Source organism: Bacillus sp. 11C (assembly GCF_055486375.1).
The window spans coordinates 265,119-282,581 of record NZ_JBUPVZ010000001.1; the positions used below are offsets into that span (position 1 = coordinate 265,119).

Annotated in this window: 16 protein-coding genes; 6 read left to right on the plus strand and 10 right to left on the minus strand. The window is 45.4% G+C overall.

Annotation, left to right across the window (positions count from 1 at the left end; genetic code table 11):
• Positions 1-50 precede the first annotated feature (50 nt).
• From efeB to cidR, 6 genes are all read right to left on the minus strand, one after another.
• The gene (gene efeB / locus ACY3LV_RS01350) at positions 51-1,301 is read right to left on the minus strand and encodes an iron uptake transporter deferrochelatase/peroxidase subunit (protein WP_464863253.1); all 1,251 of its coding nucleotides are present in this window, start codon (positions 1,299-1,301) and stop codon (positions 51-53) included.
• An 18-nt stretch (positions 1,302-1,319) separates the two neighbouring features.
• Positions 1,320-2,474 (minus strand): iron uptake system lipoprotein EfeM, encoded by a 1,155-nt coding sequence (gene efeM, locus ACY3LV_RS01355; protein ID WP_464863254.1) that lies wholly within the window; start codon positions 2,472-2,474, stop codon positions 1,320-1,322.
• A complete protein-coding gene (locus ACY3LV_RS01360) occupies positions 2,471-3,916 on the minus strand; it encodes an FTR1 family protein (protein WP_464863348.1) in 1,446 nt (481 codons plus the stop codon). Before ACY3LV_RS01360 ends, efeM begins: the two co-directional genes overlap by 4 nt.
• 157 nt (positions 3,917-4,073) lie before the next feature.
• Positions 4,074-4,742, minus strand: coding sequence for a thiamine phosphate synthase (thiE, locus tag ACY3LV_RS01365; RefSeq protein WP_464863255.1), 669 nt, complete (start codon positions 4,740-4,742; stop codon positions 4,074-4,076).
• A complete protein-coding gene (thiM, locus tag ACY3LV_RS01370) occupies positions 4,739-5,557 on the minus strand; it encodes a hydroxyethylthiazole kinase (RefSeq protein WP_333561667.1) in 819 nt (272 codons plus the stop codon). Before thiM ends, thiE begins: the two co-directional genes overlap by 4 nt.
• Positions 5,558-5,564: 7 nt before the next feature.
• Positions 5,565-6,470: a cidABC operon transcriptional activator CidR gene (gene cidR / locus ACY3LV_RS01375; protein ID WP_148963381.1), complete on the minus strand. Its 906-nt coding sequence runs from the start codon at positions 6,468-6,470 to the stop codon at positions 5,565-5,567.
• A gap of 105 nt (positions 6,471-6,575) precedes the next feature.
• Here cidR and ACY3LV_RS01380 point away from each other — a divergent pair, with 105 nt between their 5' ends.
• The 4 genes from ACY3LV_RS01380 to ACY3LV_RS01395 all read left to right on the plus strand — a co-directional run bounded on the left by ACY3LV_RS01380 (position 6,576) and on the right by ACY3LV_RS01395 (position 9,159).
• A complete protein-coding gene (locus ACY3LV_RS01380; protein ID WP_464863256.1) occupies positions 6,576-6,962 on the plus strand; it encodes a CidA/LrgA family holin-like protein in 387 nt (128 codons plus the stop codon).
• Positions 6,944-7,621 (plus strand): CidB/LrgB family autolysis modulator, encoded by a 678-nt coding sequence (locus ACY3LV_RS01385; protein ID WP_087993207.1) that lies wholly within the window; start codon positions 6,944-6,946, stop codon positions 7,619-7,621. Before ACY3LV_RS01380 ends, ACY3LV_RS01385 begins: the two co-directional genes overlap by 19 nt.
• A 104-nt stretch (positions 7,622-7,725) precedes the next feature.
• Complete coding sequence (locus ACY3LV_RS01390; RefSeq protein WP_464863257.1) at positions 7,726-8,928, plus strand: MFS transporter; 1,203 nt, start codon at positions 7,726-7,728, stop codon at positions 8,926-8,928.
• 33 nt (positions 8,929-8,961) lie between these two features.
• A complete protein-coding gene (locus ACY3LV_RS01395) occupies positions 8,962-9,159 on the plus strand; it encodes a YwbE family protein (protein ID WP_202327873.1) in 198 nt (65 codons plus the stop codon).
• A 34-nt stretch (positions 9,160-9,193) separates the two neighbouring features.
• On the opposite strand, the gene ACY3LV_RS01400 is transcribed toward ACY3LV_RS01395, so the two are convergent.
• Positions 9,194-10,381: a class I SAM-dependent rRNA methyltransferase gene (locus tag ACY3LV_RS01400; RefSeq protein WP_464863258.1), complete on the minus strand. Its 1,188-nt coding sequence runs from the start codon at positions 10,379-10,381 to the stop codon at positions 9,194-9,196.
• Between the two features lie 121 nt (positions 10,382-10,502).
• Between ACY3LV_RS01400 and glxA the strand changes: the two genes are divergently transcribed.
• On the plus strand, positions 10,503-10,883 hold the full coding sequence (gene glxA / locus ACY3LV_RS01405; protein ID WP_087993211.1) for a glyoxalase GlxA: 381 nt from the start codon (positions 10,503-10,505) through the stop codon (positions 10,881-10,883).
• Between the two features lie 272 nt (positions 10,884-11,155).
• Here the strand turns inward: glxA and ACY3LV_RS01410 are convergent, their stop codons facing one another.
• The 3 genes from ACY3LV_RS01410 to celB form a co-directional block, all read right to left on the minus strand.
• Positions 11,156-12,505, minus strand: coding sequence for a Kelch repeat-containing protein (locus ACY3LV_RS01410; RefSeq protein WP_464863259.1), 1,350 nt, complete (start codon positions 12,503-12,505; stop codon positions 11,156-11,158).
• 377 nt (positions 12,506-12,882) lie between these two features.
• Entirely contained in the window at positions 12,883-13,512 is a 630-nt protein-coding gene (locus tag ACY3LV_RS01415) for a DUF2711 family protein (RefSeq protein WP_464863349.1), read from the minus strand.
• Between the two features lie 141 nt (positions 13,513-13,653).
• Complete coding sequence (celB, locus tag ACY3LV_RS01420; RefSeq protein ID WP_464863260.1) at positions 13,654-14,970, minus strand: PTS cellobiose transporter subunit IIC; 1,317 nt, start codon at positions 14,968-14,970, stop codon at positions 13,654-13,656.
• 227 nt (positions 14,971-15,197) lie between these two features.
• On the opposite strand from celB, the gene ACY3LV_RS01425 reads away from it, so the two are divergent.
• Positions 15,198-17,135, plus strand: a complete 1,938-nt coding sequence (locus ACY3LV_RS01425) for a S8 family peptidase (RefSeq protein WP_464863261.1) — start codon at positions 15,198-15,200, stop codon at positions 17,133-17,135.
• The last annotated feature ends 328 nt before the right edge of the window (positions 17,136-17,463 follow it).

The following is a 17,463-nucleotide window of genomic DNA, read 5'->3' on the forward strand; positions in this document are numbered from 1 at the left end:
ACAATAAAAGTTACAACTGTTTTTTTAAAAAGAAGCCTTAAAGGCTTCTTTTATGATTCCAGCAAACGCTGGGCAATATATTCGCCCTTTTTGCAGCCGCCTGGGCATGCATATAAAGCGGAACCGATTGTTTGCGTGTATTCGTTTAACGCATCCTTTGCCGAAAGGGCCTTCAGCATGGGGATGAACTGATTGTCGGGATTTTTTTGAAAGCTGATAAACAGGAGGCCCGCATCCATATAGCCGGTTTTCGGATCAAGTCCTGCTGTGTAAGAGAAAGCTCTACGCAATATTTGTTTTCCCGTAGATTTGGAAAGGCTGACGTGTGAATTTGACGGGATTTGATTCAGCTTCACAGGGTCTGTTTCTTTTTTCTGGCCGAAAGGCGCCCCCGAGCTTTTTCTGCGCCCAAAGGTATCCTCTTGATCCTTAAGGGAAGAACGGTCCCATATCTCAAGGAACATTTTGATTTTCCGAAAGGCCATATAGGTGCCACCCGTCATCCAGTCAGGCTCACCGGACTGAATCCACACGATCGAGTTCATCAAGGTATCATCCTTCGTGCTCTGGTTGCCTGTTCCATCTTTAAACCCGAAGAGATTGCGCGGCGTTTCGCCATTTTTTCCTCCGCTTAAAAAACCTTTGTTCACAAAGCGGACCTCACAGGTGCCGATCGCTTGGTTCAGCAGATTTCTCAGCGCGTGAAACGCCACTTGTTCATCGTCTGCGCATACTTGAATGCAGATATCTCCGCCTCCCTGTTTTTCATCCAAGTTGTCATTCGGCATAGCTGGAAGAGCGGCAAGGTGCTTCGGTTTTTTGTTTTTCAGCCCGAAGCGGTCCTTTCCGTCTTTTTCAAAAAAGCCAGGCCCGAATCCGAATGTGATCGTTAAATTGGAAGGGGATAAATCAGCAGATTCACCTGTATCCTGCGGCGGCAAATATTGATTTTTCTGCTCAGCCGACATTTTCTTTCCTGACGTCAGCATCTGTGTCAGACTTGTCCAGTTTCTGAATAATGTAATGATGTCGCTCTTCTCTTTTGCCGTTACATCCAGCGCGGCAAAATAGACATACGTCTGATGGGCAGTTGTGATTCCGGCCTGATGCTTTCCGTAAAACGGGACGGCCTGCTCCTCCTCTTGCTCATCCTTTTTTGATGGCTTAGCAGCAGTCTGAACAAGCGGGGCAAGACCGCCGAGTCCGCTGGCACCGATCGCAACGGCCGCACCTGCCATCGCTCCCCATTTTAAAATGTCCCGTCTATGAATTTGTTCTGGCTTTTTTTGTTCATCGCTCATGATGTTACAAAACTCCTTTTATAGCACATTCGCAATCTTCGACATGGTTTCAGAAAGAGTCGTCAGCTTTGTGCTCAGCTCTCTGATTTGATCTTCACTTAATTTATCATAAGACGTATAAGACTGATCATTTGATTTGTATTTTGCCATTAAAACTTCAAATTCGCTGAACTCCGTATCCAGTTTTTCCGTCAGATCAGAGTGATCTTTAACAAGCGCGCTTTTTACTGTTTGATAAACAGCTTCGGAGCCTTCCACATTCGCCATGAGGTCGACTAAATCAATTCGTGAGTAGCGCTCCTCTTCTCCCGTGATTTTCGAAATGCCGGCTTCGTTCAGAAGCTCCATCGCGCCTGCTACAATTTGTTCAGGTGTTAATGTCAGTGATTCAATTGAACCGTCAAGCTCCTTTACATCCTTGAGAAGCTGGTCAGCTATTGCCTTTTCCCCGGAAATATCATTATCCTTCCAGATGGCTTTCTCAAGTTTATGGAAACCTGTCCATTTGCCCCCTTCTTCTACATCATTTTCACGGGCGTCAATTTTCGGATCGAGATCACCGAGGCTTTCAGCGATCGGTTCGATTCGCTCGTAATAAACACGCGCTTTCGCGTATAACGTTTTAGATTTTTTGATATCGCCTGATTTCACAGCGCTTGTAAATGCTTCCGTCGCTTTTACAAGCTGATCGCTCTGTTCTTTGACATAGTCTTTATATTCGTCCGCTGCCTTTGCCAGCTGTTCGCTTACCTTTTTGCTGCTCTTCTTCGCTTCTGTCAGGTCTTCTAAGGATGCTTTCAATGACTCGGATTCTGTCTTGATTTTGTCAGTATCTGGTTTGTCCTTTTGCGCTTCTGTATAGATGGGCTGAAGGTGCTTTTCGATTTCTGTATACTCGAACGGATAATCGCTGCGAATATCATTTTCAAAGGAAAGCCAGTAGCTGTTTAACTCTTTCCCCTTTTTTTCGATCTCTTGTTGGTCTCCTTTTTCAGCTGAATCATTCAGCTTGGAAATAATGGTTCCCATTTTATCTACGGATGCGGCGATCTCTTTAGTAACCCCGCTTTTTTCAGATGAAGCTTTTTCTTTGGTTGAGGATGTGTCATTGGCTCCGCAGCCTGCTAGCGCAAGGATGCAGCCTGCTGATACAGCGATTTTTGTGAAATTCATTTTGTCAGTTCCTTTCCGTTTGTAATATGTTTTGCCGCTTCTGAGATAAGCGCAATCAGTAAAAAGAGTAAAATCAGCAATTGCGGAATGGTGCTGTACACGGACGGATAAACACCAAGGACCGATATAGACGGCAGCCAGCTCTCCGCATCAGACGGAAGAATGCCCGCCAGCTGCAGGCTGTGAACGCCTGTTCCGAGAAATTTCACACACATATACAGGACGACCGCCATGGACAGCAGGAAAAACGGCTTTAATGGAATACGCATTCCGAGCTTGATCATCAGAACACCGACAATGACGAGAACGACAAGCCCCGCGGCAGTTCCGCCGATCAGCTCAGTGAGCGGGAGCTTCCCGACAAGGCCGATGAAAAAGATGACCGTTTCGAGCCCCTCTCTTACAACTGCCAGAAATGCAATAAGCGCAAAGGAAAGCAGGCTTCGTTTTTTAAGCGCCTGTGACTTCTGGATATTGATTTTTTCTCTCCATTTATCCATTGAGGCGTTTCTGTGCAGCCACACCCCGACATATAAAAGCATGACAGCGGACAGTACGCCGGTGACGCCGCCAAGCAAGAAGTTGTTTTCTCCGAATACGCTGGAGGAGAACAGAAGCGTGACACCGATGCCGGCTGTCAAGGAAATAACCATGCCGGCTGACGCTCCGCCCCAGATCCATGCCGAGGAACGCGTGACACGGGCTTTCTTTGTCATGGTCAAAAGCGCACCGATGACTAGCAGCGCCTCCATCCCTTCACGAATCGGGATCAGCGCCGCACCCCACCAGCTGTAGCCGCTTGAAGCGATCGGCTCGAGTAATTGAATCATGTCGTCAATTTGCTTTGATACCTTTTCGGGATGGCTGCCGATCTCAGCCTTCATCAGCGCCAGGTTTTCCTCTGATGTCGTATAGGCTTCTTTCGATTGGGAAACGACGTCTCCCTCAACAGCGAGCCAGGATGTAATTAAATTGTCGATTGCGGATGACGCTTCATCCAATCGTTTTTGCTCTATTAACGTTTTTGTGTCTTTTAAATTTTGAATATAGGCTGTTAAGGACGCCCTTGATTGACCCGAGGATGTCTTTTTCAGCACGACAGCCTGCTGATAGGTTTCTAGATGAGAAGAAAGTTCTTCAAGCTGCGTTTTGAGTTTATCTGCATCTTGATTAATGAAGGAAAGAGAAATCATCGCGATATTCGAGTCCATTTTGCTGTGGGAAGAAAGGTTTTCCTTTTTAATAGAAGGTTCTTCTTTTTTCCACTTTGCCTTGAATGTTTCAAACGTTTGTTGGGCCGATTCCGTATCTCCGTCTTTTACGGATTGGATGATTTGCTTGTTTAATTGAATCAGCGAAGCGATCGGATCGTCTTCCGCATGTGCCGCAGAACCGAAAACCATCAACAAGCTGAATAAAATAAGTGCCAGCCCCCGAACCATCATGTTCCTCCTATAATTGAAAATGATTATCAAGTGTATATCATAATCATAGCCAGATCCTGTTCTTTGTCAATTAAAATTTGAAGGTCTGAAAACCTTGATACCACGGCAAAAAGGCTGTCCATTACAGAACAGCCTTTCGAAGAAATAAGAACGCTTATCTATCCTTTTTATACGTTTGAATGTCTTCATGAAACTTGCGTGCGGCACCCTCAGGATCATCCGCCTGACTGATGGCGCTGATCATACTGACACCGTCGGCCCCCGCTTGGATAACAGGTGCGGCATTTTCGATTGTGATGCCGCCGATGCCGACAATTGGAATGCCGATGCCTTGGCGGCGAACCGCTTCGATAAGAGATACACCCTGTACGGCTTTCGTATCCTTTTTCGTTTCTGTCGGGTAGATTGGCCCGAGTCCGATATAATCCGCTCCATCTTCTTCAGCTTGCTTCACCTCAGACATTGTATGGGCGGAAACGCCAAGAATCATATCGCCTATAGCACTTCTTACTTCTTTTGCACTGGCGTCTTCCTGGCCGATGTGGACACCGTCAGCCTTCAGTTTCAGAGCCAGCGCCACATCATCATTGACAATGAAAGGAACGCCGGCTTCACGGCAGGCTTCCTGCACGTTTTTAGCGAATTCAATCCGCGCCTCCCCTGTCAGCGCATCCCTGCCCTTTTCACGAAATTGGTAGAGAGTGGCCCCTCCTTTTAGCGCTTTATGTACGACTGCGACAGGATCGGCTTTCGTATTGTTTGACCCCATAATGAAGTAAACAGACAATAACTTTTTTATCATTTCCCGAGAAATACGTGTCATGAGACAGTCACCCTTTCTATTGTCGCCAGTTCTTGGACGTCTTGTTCAGTAACAGATGAAAGCTTGTTCAGCAATTCAATCTGAAAGCTCCCCGGACCTTTGTCAGCTGTCTCTTGTGCGGCAAGCTGGGCTGCGACCCCATATGAAGAAATGGCAGCGATAGCAGCAAACAATGGATTTTCTTCGACAGCGCAAAACGCACCCACAACGGAAGTCAGCAGACATCCAGCGCCTGTCACTTTCGTCAGCAGCTTATGGCCGTTATGAAGGGTATATACGTTTGATGAGTCGGCTATGACATCGACTTCGCCAGTGATCGCAATGACCGTGTTGAGTTTTTGTGCCGCCTGCTGAGCCAGGCGGATGATGTCGCCTCCGCCTTCTCCCGCATCCACACCTTTGATCAGCCAATCGGTCACGCCGACGGTATGGGCAATTTCCGCCGCGTTTCCTCTAATCGCAGAGAGGCGCACCTCATGAATGATGTCACTCGCTGATTCGGTGCGGAACGGTGTTGCTCCGGCACCGACAGGATCAAGAATGACGGGGACGCCATGTTCATTGGCTGATTTTCCTGCGATGATCATCGCTTCGACTGACTCCTTGCTCAGCGTACCGATATTTAAAACAAGGGCTCCCGCTATCTTCGCCATGTCGGCGACCTCTTCTTTCGCGTACGCCATCACGGGCGATGCGCCGAGGGCGAGCAGTCCGTTCGCTGTAAAATTCGTAACGACATTGTTGGTTATGCTGTGCACCAGAGGGCTGTGGCGGCGGACAGCAGTAAGACATTTTGCAGCTGATTGTGCATCCATGTTTGCATCATCCTTTACTTTCTTTTTTCGGGTCCCATAAATACGATTTCGTGTGTTCAAGCCAAGCTCTGGCCGCAAAGGACAAGTAGCGGTCTTTTCTCCAAATGATGGCGAGGTGCCAAGGGATGACCGGCTCAACAAGCGGGATGACTTTCACTTTTTCCAGATCAAGCCCGCGGCAGATTCGTTCTGGCAAAAGCCCGATTCCCAGGTTGGCTGACACCATCTCACTGATAAAATCCCATTGTGAGGTTTCATAAATGATATGAGGCCGGAATCCAGCCTTGATACACTCGGTCATAATTCGATTGTGCAGGACAAAATCCTCCCTGAAGAAAATAAAAGGCTCATTCTTCAACTCCCGCAGCCTGCACTCTTTTTCTTCAGCCAGCCGATGGGATGGGTGAACGACAAGCATTAAGGTTTCTTTAACGATTGTAAACGAATGAAAGATGTCTTCGTTTGCAGGAAGAACCACAACGCCGATATCGAGAGAGCCGTCCCCAACACCTTCTTGGACTTTTATAGAACCATCTTCGACTAACTGAAATGTGATATTCGGATAGTGTGCGCGAAAGTCGCCGAGCACTCTCGGGAAAAATCCCGACCCGATCATCGGCGGCAGCCCAATCCGCACGTGTCCTTTCTTGACCTCCATAATATCATTTAATTCTGACGTCAGGTTTTGAAACGATTTAATAATTTCCTGCGCCTGCACGTACATGCTCTGGCCGGCGTCAGTCAGCTCCACCTGTCTGCCGTTTCGGTAAAAAAGCTCGATCCCAAGCTCTGCTTCTAAATTTTTGATCATTTTCGATATCGTCGGCTGGGAAACATAAAGGGATTGGGACGCCTTCGTAAAACTTTTCAGACGGGCGACTTCCAAAAAATATGTTAAATGGCGGATATCCATGTGCTTCACCCTTCCTATAGACAAAAGGAATACTTATTATTCTTAATATATATTTTACCTATAGCGAGACCTTATGTACAATATGAATATAAGGGAGGCATCAATATGAAAAAACTGCTGCTAACCGTTATTCAAATCGCTCTGTTATTTATATTTGCTTGGCTGATTAATTGGGTGACAGCCCTTCTTCATATAAATATTCCCGGCAGTATAATTGGGATTGTGATTATTTTCACATTACTACACTTTAAAATCATCAAGCTTGAATGGATAGAGCTTGGCGCGGCGTGGCTTCTCGGGGAGCTGCTTTTATTTTTTATCCCGTCTGCCGTCGGAGTGATTGAATACGGAGACATTATGTCGAAATTTGGTGTCAGCATTCTGCTTGTTGTCATCATCAGCACATTTGTCGTGATGGTGTCTACAGGAACGCTTACACAAATCATTGCAAAAAGAAAGGAGAAAAAGCATACGTGTTCATCGGAATTGTAAGTTTGTTTTTAACGGTTTTGGTATATGTAGGAGCAAAAAAGGTATATCAACGCTTTCCGCGTGTCTATACGTCTCCGCTATTGGTAACGCCCGCTGTGTTAGTCGGTCTGCTGCTGCTGGTGAATGTCCCGTACGAGTCATATAATCTTGGCGGCGAATTGCTGACCGATATGCTTCAGCCGGCCACCGTAGCTTTTGCGATCCCGCTATATAAATATTTCCCTGTTTTGAAGAAATACGCAGTGGAAATTATTTTGAACGTAGCCGTCGGCTCATGCATCGCGATTATTTCAACTGCTCTTATTGCGAAATGGCTTCACCTCGGCACCGGCTTAATTGACAGCCTCGTCCCGAGATCAGTGACAACGCCCATCGCTATGAACGTATCTGAAATGATCGGCGGAATGCCTGCCGTCACAGCCGTGTTTGTGATTTTGACCGCTTTGTTAGGCACAGTGATCGGCCCGATGGTCATCCGCTATTTCCGTATTGATAACGAAATCGCGCGGGGCGTGCTGCTCGGCACAAGCGCACACGGAGCGGGAACGTCAAAAGCATTTGAGCTCAGCTCTGTGTCCGGCACGATTTCCAGTGTGTCGATGATCTTAGCTGCGATTATGACGCTTTGCGCTGCGCCGTTTTTACTTTCATTTATGTAAGAAAACTGTCCTCTCGAGGGCAGTTTTTTTATGTGCTTCTCCTTATTGAAAAGCTGGCATATTACAATATAATGTAATTTGTGGATACTAAAGGAGGCACCCCCATGCATAACTTGCAGGTGAGACGGCATTACGCCGCGTTAAAAGGATTTTATTTGTTTGCCTTTCTCGGCACGGGCAGCATGATCCCCTTACTCAGCATGTATTTAACGAAAGAACAGCATTTAAGCGGATCACAGGTCGGCTTGATCATGTCACTCGGCCCGATTGTGATGATTTTCTTTCAGCCGTTTTGGGGCATGCTGAGCGACTATACGCAAAAAACGAAAAGCCTGCTGGCGGTTTGCACAGCAATTACAGGCATCATCGGATTAGGCTATATTGCATTTGACGGCTTTCCTCTTTTTATTTTAGTTGCGGCCTGTTTTGCAGTCTTTCAAAGCACGATTATTCCATTATCGGACAGCATTTCACTAAGGTACACACAAGAAACAAACGGCAACTACGGCGGAATCCGCCTGTTTGGTTCTCTGGGTTTCGGCATCGCCGTGTTTGTCATGGGACAGGTGACGAATCAGCTGTACCCTATTCACGTGATCTTTATTTTTGGCTGTGCCTTTCTCTGTATTGCCGCCATACTGGCCTCACAAATGCCGGGCCAGCAGAAGACAAAAACAAAGGTCAATATCCGCAAAGGATTCCGGGAGCTTATCAGCAACAAAACGTTCCTCATCTTTATGATCATCACCTTTACGACATTTGCTCCAAACTTAGCGAACAATACGTACTTCAGTCTTTTTCTGGACAAAAGCGGCGCGTCCCTTTCCGCTATCGGCATTTTATTTTTTATCGGCGTGATCTCGGAAATTCCATTTATGCGATTCGCCCAAACATTTATAGATAAAATGGGGCTGCTCAATGTCATTATGCTGTCAGGCGGGGTCTCATTATTCAGGTGGGCGCTCTATTTCACAGCGCCTTCATTATGGATCATTTATGCGACAGTCTTTCTTCAGGGAGTGGCCATCGGTTTATTTATCCCGGCGGCGCTTCAATACGTGAAAAAAATCACCCCAAGCCACGTTGAAGCGACGGCGTTAACCATGTACGCGGCCATCGGCAATGGATTCGGCAACTGGTTCTGTACATTTGCGGGCGGGTACATTTTTGACTACGTGTCCATCTTCGCAGTTTACCTGCTTTTTAGCATTCTGAGCATAGCAGGCTTTGGGCTGACATTCTATTTAATGAGAGCTGAAAAAAACAAAAATACACTTCATCAGCCGGCTGTTACTTTTAAACCATAATGACTATAATGAAAAAAAGAAAGGATGAGCGCGATGAACGGGCAAGAGCGAAGAAGCATTTCGAAAGGTTTACAGGTGGATATTGTATTGAAAGAAGACCAAAAAACAGGAAAACTGACGAGAGGCACAGTGAAGGATATTTTGACGAAATCAAGCTATCACCCGCACGGCATTAAAGTCCGGCTTGAAGATGGCCGCATCGGCCGCGTCCAGCAAATCATTTCTACATAAAAAAAGCTGCTCCTGAACAGGGCAGCTTTTTGCTTTATTTTTTCTGCAGAAAGACCACTTTTAGGTAGTTGCCTTCCGGAAACGCCGACATCGTTTTGAAATCCTCCGGCAGCGTAAATTCCTCAATGATCGTGTAGCGTTCATTTGTTTCTCTAAAGGCGGCATCGATAAAGCCTTTGAATTTCTTCATGCCAAAGGCGCTGCTGTTTGTGGAAGCAACGATAATGCCCTTGTCAGCTGTGATGGCGATCGTTTCCTTCAGCAGGTTTTTATAATCCTTGGCCGCGCTGAAGGTGCGTTTTTTTGTGCGCGCAAAGGAAGGCGGGTCGAGAATAATCAGATCAAAGCGCAGATCCTTTTTCGCCGCGTACGAAAAATAGTTAAACACGTCCATCACTTTAATGTCGTGTGCCTCGTAATCCAGCTTGTTCACGCTGAATTGCTCGATCGTTTTGGCCAAGCTCCGGTTTGCCACGTCCACGCTTGTTGTTTTCTCCGCTCCGCCAAGCACAGCTGCCACGGAGAATGCCCCCGTATAAGAAAACGTGTTTAAGACGGTTTTTCCTTCTGCATAGCGGTCTCTGATCGCCTTGCGCACATGTCTTTGATCCAAAAAGATGCCTGTCATGGCGCCTTCATTCAGATCTACCGCATATTGAATGCCATTTTCCTGAATAATGATCGGGAATTCGCCTCTTTTCCCCTTCACGAAGTCATCATCTTCGACGTATTGTCCAGCCGTGTCGAAGCGCTTTTTTTCGTAAATCGCTTTATAATCCAGATCAAGCTCATCCAAAGCGGAAATCAGCATATCTTTAAAGGCGTAAATGCCTTTGCTGTACCATTGAACCAACAGATACCCGCCATAATAGTCGATGGTGACGCCGCCGATGCCGTCACCCTCACCATTGAACATACGGAAAGCTGTTGTGTCTTGAGCCGCGAAAAGTTTGGCGCGCGCTTCGATCGCTTTGGTTAATTTGCTGAGAAAAAATGCTTGGTCTATCTGTTCTTGTTTATTGCGGGTAAGCGTCCAGCCGACCCCTTTGTTTTGCAGGCCGTAATAACCCCGCGCGAGAAACTCGCCGCTCTCTGACACGATATCAACGAGGTCTCCTTCTTTCACGTGCCCCGCACTCCCTGCGAGAGCTTCCTTATCGATGAGGGGATAGCCTTTTTTGATTTTTGCAGCATGTGCTTTCTTTAGAGTGAGTAGCTTCATATCTGTTCGTCCTCTTTCTGTTTGCTTTCTCTTATCGTACCACAAAACGGCAAGATGTCTGCATTGACAGATGGGAAAGGTTTTTCTACGATAGACAAAAAGAGTTACGAGGAGGAGCATCATGGCAAAACGAATTGACCATACAGGCATTATGGTAAGGGATATCAACGCGTCCATCACATTTTATGAAGAGGTTCTCGGCATGAAATTGAAGGATCGCATCACTCACACGAACGGTATAATCGAGCTTGCTTTTCTTGGCTTTGAAGACGGGCCGGAAACAGAAATCGAACTGATTCAAGGCTACAGCAGCGAGCTTCCCGCCGAAGGAAAAGTGCACCACATTGCCCTGCTGACGGATGACATCGCGGCTGAATATACAAAAGCGGAAAGAATGAACGCGAAATTTATCGACGAAGAGATCACAACTCTACCAAACGGGTACCGTTACTTCTATATCGAAGGTCCTGACGGTGAGTGGATTGAGTTCTTTCAGCGGTAAAAATAAAGAACGTACATTTTGTGGTGTACGTTCGAACCTTTTGAAAATAGTACGTCATAGCAGGAAGACCTGCTATATTACAGCAGTTTCACGTATGAGTTCCGAACTTACATGAAGATGTAGCGAAGCCCATATCCGGGTGCACATCCGATCCATGATGGAAGGGTAGGGAATGAGCCTCTTTAGTATCAGGGAGGCGGAATAAAAACAAAATAAGGTAAAAGAAACAAAAAATGAAAAAGCCATTCAGTGAACTGAATGGCCTGAAAGGCTTACTTATATTTATTAACCTCAAACATTAAAATGTTATTAAATACAACATAATCTTTTTTGCTTTCAAACGGGCCTTTGTTATTATCATGCTCATCAATCGCATAAAAACCGGGGCCTTCCCCTTTATCACGTGCTCCGTACCAATTAATGAAATCATTTACTTCCTTCATGGAAAGCTCATATTCCTTTTGCAAACCGTTAGTCATGGTGACTACAAGGAGAGCTTGCCCCTCAACTGATGACTGCTTATCATCAGTTGAATTATCTGGCTTTTTATTCTCATCTGAGCCAGGTGTTGCATTATCATTACCTTTATCTCCTGGTGTTGTCGTATCACCAGAAGGCTTATTATCTTTGTCTCCTGCTCCACTATCTAATTTTATATCTAAATCTTTTAATGAAATTGCATCAACTGATTTATATTTGGACGGCGCTTTTCCAGAATAACTGCTGGTTTCCTGCCTTCCGCCTATCAGGTAAAGAGTACCATCAACTATTACAGATGAATGCGCCATTTTGTAATAGTCTGTTTTTGGAATAGATACAGGTGGAAACGTTTCTGCATTTGGATCATACACTCGAACTGTAGCGACACTCCCAGTCACCAGCATCTTCCCTTTATATACCACAGATGAGAGATAACTTCCTGAAAATCCTCCCTTTTTCGCTGTCCAGCTGTCACTCACTGGATTATATTCATACACACTCCGATTCAAATTTTGTGTGCCGCCCGAAATATATAATTTATCATTGATCACTGCGGAAGTACCCGCAGTTACCTCATAATTAAAGCGTTGTTTCTTTTCCCAATTTTTATTTTTCAGATCATAACTATAGGTATTCTCATAACGTTTATGAGATACAGTACCTCCATATCCGACCACATATATTTTATTTCCGATGACCCCTGCGTATAATCTATTCGCTGGAATTTTCATCTCAAACGGAAGGTCATCTATTTTTTCCCAAGTATCTGTTTTTGTATCATATACTTCTACTGTATTGACATTCCCCTCTAATGATCTTCCTCCCATCACATAGATCTTATCATTAACGGTAACAGTAGCAGCGCCTGCTCTTGCTGTAGGCATGTCAGCTTTCCTCGTCCATTCATTTGTTTTGGGATTATACATAAACGTTTGATTCTCTGCATAGTTTGTAGTGCTTCCTCCACCAATCAAGTAAATTTTTCCGTCAACAACACTACTACTTGCAGAAACACGCGCCTCTGGTAAATCAGCCTTTTTTTTCCATCCAGCTACTTCGGCTGCTCTCGCTGTCTGGAACGATTGAGCCACTGAAATGATTAACAAAAGTAATATAATTAGGTATTTCTTCAAAGTAAACACTCCTTTTTAATAGGTGCACTTAACAAATATCGACATCGTTTACCAATTTTTTATACCTTTTATTGAAATTTATGTTAAAATGTATTGTTCCCGCACTCTGATAAGAATGTCCTGTGAAATTGAAATTGAAATAAAATCAAAATCTAACTGGCAATAGAAATCAAGGAATTGATCATTTACAGATATGGTATCAGGATACCATCGAGTAGCGCTTTCTTTATCAGTTAAGAGCTTAAAGAGAAAATTCACAGAAAAAAACTGACGTCTAAATGTTTGTATACACTCTCATATTCAAGAAACTTTGACCTTCACACAGAGTAAAACAATAGGGAAAATTCAACATCCTCAACGTACATTTTGTGGTGTACGTTCTTTTTTCATCTATACCAACTGATATGTGTGCCCTCATCGCAAATCATGGCTTCCCAGCCCATACGCTGAACCAACTCATTGATGTGTTCATCTTTCGCTAAAAAAACATTAATGAATGAGTCATAAACACTCATCAACACAAAGTCCATTTTCTTATCAGTCAACATGAGCTCTGCGGCGGCATCATCAAGAACCGTCCGCAAGTTAGCCTCAGTTATATCCAGAGAGCCGCTGTTTTCTACAATTGGTTCTGAGTAATAAAACTGATTGGACCCGTTCGAACAAAACACTTTTATCAAACTGGGTATATGAAAATTTGAAATATGGTCCTCACTGGGATAAAAGAGGCCTTCATTTATATTTGCATGTAAAACTTCAGCCAAATCCTCTCTCCCGTACTCATCCTTTAAGGCGCCTATTGACGTCATTAAAGCCAGCGCTAGCTCGGCATGTGTTTGAAAGCCGCAAGAGGACATGACCTTCTTCCATGAAAGAGCTTTGCCTTTTTCCCTTATTTCCTCATCATTTGGATAGATATGTTCGTAATTATTTTTTCTCTTTGCTTTCTCCCATCCTTCAGGCATTTGAATAAAAGGAGAAAATAAAATAGCTGCTGCTGTGTATTCTACTGGTATTTATTTTAAGATTGGTGATTCGTCATCAAACCATATGTATTCTAGCATTACGCACCCCCTTTACATATTCTAACATTCACTTTTAATTGAAAGAAGTAATCATCCCTATGACAGGCTGATTAGCTTTAACAATACACTTTCTCAAGGTTCAATCCCACTCTCTTCCCGCCATTTTTGATGGTCCCATATTCTGAAAAACGGATAGTAGACAGCACAGGTAATCAGCAAATTCAACAGCTGCATAACGGCTCCGGATACTTTTCCGCCTGTCGCCAGGTAGCCTGATATGAGAGGAGGCATCGTCCATGGCACGGCGATTCCCGCCGGCCTTGCCACCAGTCCTGTGCTCATGCCGATATAAGTCGTGGTAATCGTGAGGAGCGGCGCGATGATGAATGGAACGATGAGGAGCGGATTCATGACAATCGGCATGCCGAAAATGATCGGCTCGTTGATATTAAATAGCGCAGGACCAATCCCTAGTCGGCCAAGCTGCTTCATTTGTTTGCTCCGGGACCGTACTAGCATCGTCAGAACAAGCGCCAGCGTCGCTCCGCTCCCGCCCACATTGATCCAAATTTGAAAAAACTGGGTCGTAAAAATACTCGGAAGCGCCTCGCCTGCCTGGAGTGCGAGACGGTTGGCATCCATCGCGCCATACCAAATCGGCGCCATAATTCCGCCAATGATGGAAGCCCCGTGAATTCCGCACGACCAAAGCAGCATCTGCACAAATTCAGCAACCAGGCTCCCGCCGAGACTGCCGCCAAGGATGGAAAGCGGCGTGCCAAGCAAGTCTCCTACGACATTGTGCAGACTCTGAAAAGGTGTCATTTCAATCAGAAGACGCGCCAGCCACACGAGAAACACAATGATAAAACCGGGAATCAGCGCGACAAATGATTTGCTTACCGCCGGCGGCACGCCGTCTGGCATTTTGAAGACGATATTTTTTTGAATAATGTACCGATAGATTTCAGTCGAAAACAAAGCGATCAGCATGGCGACAAATAAACCCTTGCTGCCAAGCAGTGTAATCGGGATTCCGCCCCCAACCAAGATGGATTCCGTTGAGCCATCCGGCGTAAACGGCACCTCAAACGGCGTTGCCAACAAAAATGCGGCAATTGATATCGCGCCGGCCGACAGCGCATCGACACCATAGCTTTCCGCAAGACGATAGGCGATTCCAAAAGCGGCGATCATCGCCATAATATCAAATGAAGCATTAACGGGATAACCGAGTTTATCGGCCCACTGATCTCCAAACACACTCGCCATGAAATCAGCATAACCGGGAATCGGCAGGCTCGTTAAAATCAAAAAGACAGACCCGATAATAATCAGCGGCATGGTCAGGATAATGCCGTCACGCAAAGCGCTGAGATGCCGCTGCCCGGCAATTTTCCCAGCGACAGGCATGATTTTTTCTTCCATCACCCGAGTGAATGCGCTCATCTGAAAAGCCCCCTTTTTGCATTGCTTTGTAAACAACCTTCGCAATGTTTTCTTTATCTTATTTTGAAAACGCTTACAAATTCATTTGGAAAATTTCCTCTTCCTGCGGAAAAAACCTGCGTTCTGCTCTACAGTCCTGTCAATGAAAAAATTTTTCCTCCTAACTATTAAACTCTCTTTTTTCTCCGATATATATATCAAACATCATAGAAAGAAGGAGATGAATCATGAAAAACGTGTCGTGCAAGCTTGTCATATCAGTCACTTTGTTTTTCAGTTTTCTCGCCATAGGCCCTTTCGCGCATGCGCAAAACAGCAGCGGGAAAGAAGTTATTGTGGTTTATAAAAATAAGGCCGGCAAGGAAACCGTCCTTGACAGCGATGCAGAGGTTGAACAGCAGTATAAGCATCTTCCCGCGGTAGCCGTCACAGCAGATCAGGAGACAGTGAAAGAATTAAAACAGGATCCTGATATTTTGTATGTCGAAAACAATGTCTCATTCACCGCAGCAGGCAGCACAGATTTCAAAGTGCTGACAGACGACACTGAGGATACTGAAGATTTTGAACAATGGAACCTTGAACCCATTCAAGTGAAACAGGCTTGGAAAGCAGGACTGACTGGCAAAGGTGTCAAAATCGCAGTCATTGACAGCGGGATCTCTCCCCACGAAGACCTGTCGATTGCCGGCGGGTTTTCAGCTGCCAGTTACACCTCTTCTTACAAAGATGATAACGGCCACGGAACACATGTCGCTGGGATTATCGGAGCCAAGCATAACGGCTACGGAATTAACGGCATCGCACCGGAAGCTCAAATATACGCGGTTAAAGCGCTTGATCAGAACGGTTCGGGGGATCTTCAAAGCCTTCTCCAAGGAATTGACTGGTCGATCACACACGGGATGGACATCGTCAATATGAGCCTTGGCACGACCTCAGACAGCCATATCCTTCATGACGCCGTGGACAAAGCATATGAACAAGGCATTCTGCTCGTTGCCGCCAGCGGTAACGACGGGAACGGCAAACCAGTGAACTATCCGGCGGCATACAGCAGTGTCGTTGCCGTTTCAGCGACAAACGAAAAGAATCAGCTTGCCGGATTCTCAACCACTGGAGATGAAGTTGAATTTTCAGCGCCGGGAACCAACATCACGAGCACTTACTTACATCAATACTATGCGACAGGAAGCGGAACTTCCCAAGCGACACCGCACGCCGCTGCCATGTTTGCTTTGTTACTGCAGCGTAATCCTGCTGAGACAAACGGGCAGCTTCGCGCAGAAATGAAAAAAAATATCATTGATCTTGGAACCACAGGCCGCGATCAGCAATTTGGCTATGGGTTGATCCAGTATAAAGCGCAGGAAGCAGATTCTGCATACGCGGCGGCAGAGCAAGCGGTGAAAAAAGCGGAACAAACAAAAACACAAACAGATATCAACAAAGCGAGAGAACTCGTCAGCCAGCTGCCGAATTCTGACGCCAAAACGGCCCTGCAAAAAAGACTGGATAAAGTACAGTCATTCAGAAATGTAAAAGATGCGAAAGACAAAGTCGTAAAAGCTCAAAAATATAAAACTCAGCAAACCGTTGATACAGCACAAGCTGCCATTAACAAGCTGCCGAACGGAACAGACAAAAAGAATCTGCAAAAACGCTTAGACCAAGTAAAACGCTATATCGCATCAAAGCAGGCGAAAGAGAAAGTGGCGAAAGCGGAAAAAAGCAAAAAGAAAACAGATGTTAACAGCGCACAATCAGCAGTGAGCAAGCTGCCGGCAGGTTCAGAAAAAACGTCCCTGCAGAAGCGCCTTGCCAAAGTAAAAAGCACCCATTTGAAAACGGCGAAGCAATCCGTATCTGCAGCAGAAAAGAAATCAACTCATGCCAATGCGGCAAAAGCACAATCAGCCGTCAATCAGCTTCAATCAGGCAAGGACAAAACGTCATTGCAAAAACGGTTAGACAAAGTGAAGAAAAAAGCGGCCGCAGCCGAAGTGAAAAAAGTTGAAACTGCCAAAGCAAAAGTGAAGAAAGCGGAAAAAGACAAAACGAAAAAATCAAAGACATCCGCACAGTCTGCAGTGAATCAATTAAAAACATCCAGCGAAAAAACAAAGCTGCAAAAACGTCTAAATGCCGTCAGGCCGAAAAAATAACCGAAAAGCCTTTAAGACTTATATTCTAGGTTTTAAAGGCTTTTTTCTATTCTAAGAACCCGCACACAACCTTTTTCCCAGTCATCACACAGGCTTTTCCTACTATTGCTATCCAGCCATGAACAGCATAAAATGAACGTTATTACAGTTATCACCACATATGGAGGGATTGTGACTGGCAGGCAGGCAAGACCCAATGATGCAAAGGGAGTATTAGTGCCTAAAAAAGCAGGGCGTTTTAACTCTTCTTTTCGTGTTGGGCTTATAACGGCGCCATGGACAACCCCTATTCTCATGCTCCGTCACCGACGCGGGCATTTTTTGTTGT

What these genes read in the sequence shown, in the direction of transcription:
- efeB (WP_464863253.1), bottom strand. Translation starts at nt 1,301, where the DNA reads ATGAGCGATGAACAAAAAAAGCCAGAACAAATTCATAGACGGGACATT.
- efeM (WP_464863254.1), bottom strand. Translation starts at nt 2,474, where the DNA reads ATGAATTTCACAAAAATCGCTGTATCAGCAGGCTGCATCCTTGCGCTA.
- ACY3LV_RS01360 (WP_464863348.1), bottom strand. Translation starts at nt 3,916, where the DNA reads ATGGTTCGGGGGCTGGCACTTATTTTATTCAGCTTGTTGATGGTTTTC.
- thiE (WP_464863255.1), bottom strand. Translation starts at nt 4,742, where the DNA reads ATGACACGTATTTCTCGGGAAATGATAAAAAAGTTATTGTCTGTTTAC.
- thiM (WP_333561667.1), bottom strand. Translation starts at nt 5,557, where the DNA reads ATGGATGCACAATCAGCTGCAAAATGTCTTACTGCTGTCCGCCGCCAC.
- cidR (WP_148963381.1), bottom strand. Translation starts at nt 6,470, where the DNA reads ATGGATATCCGCCATTTAACATATTTTTTGGAAGTCGCCCGTCTGAAA.
- ACY3LV_RS01380 (WP_464863256.1), top strand. Translation starts at nt 6,576, where the DNA reads ATGAAAAAACTGCTGCTAACCGTTATTCAAATCGCTCTGTTATTTATA.
- ACY3LV_RS01390 (WP_464863257.1), top strand. Translation starts at nt 7,726, where the DNA reads ATGCATAACTTGCAGGTGAGACGGCATTACGCCGCGTTAAAAGGATTT.
- ACY3LV_RS01395 (WP_202327873.1), top strand. Translation starts at nt 8,962, where the DNA reads ATGAACGGGCAAGAGCGAAGAAGCATTTCGAAAGGTTTACAGGTGGAT.
- ACY3LV_RS01400 (WP_464863258.1), bottom strand. Translation starts at nt 10,381, where the DNA reads ATGAAGCTACTCACTCTAAAGAAAGCACATGCTGCAAAAATCAAAAAA.
- glxA (WP_087993211.1), top strand. Translation starts at nt 10,503, where the DNA reads ATGGCAAAACGAATTGACCATACAGGCATTATGGTAAGGGATATCAAC.
- celB (WP_464863260.1), bottom strand. Translation starts at nt 14,970, where the DNA reads ATGAGCGCATTCACTCGGGTGATGGAAGAAAAAATCATGCCTGTCGCT.
- ACY3LV_RS01425 (WP_464863261.1), top strand. Translation starts at nt 15,198, where the DNA reads ATGAAAAACGTGTCGTGCAAGCTTGTCATATCAGTCACTTTGTTTTTC.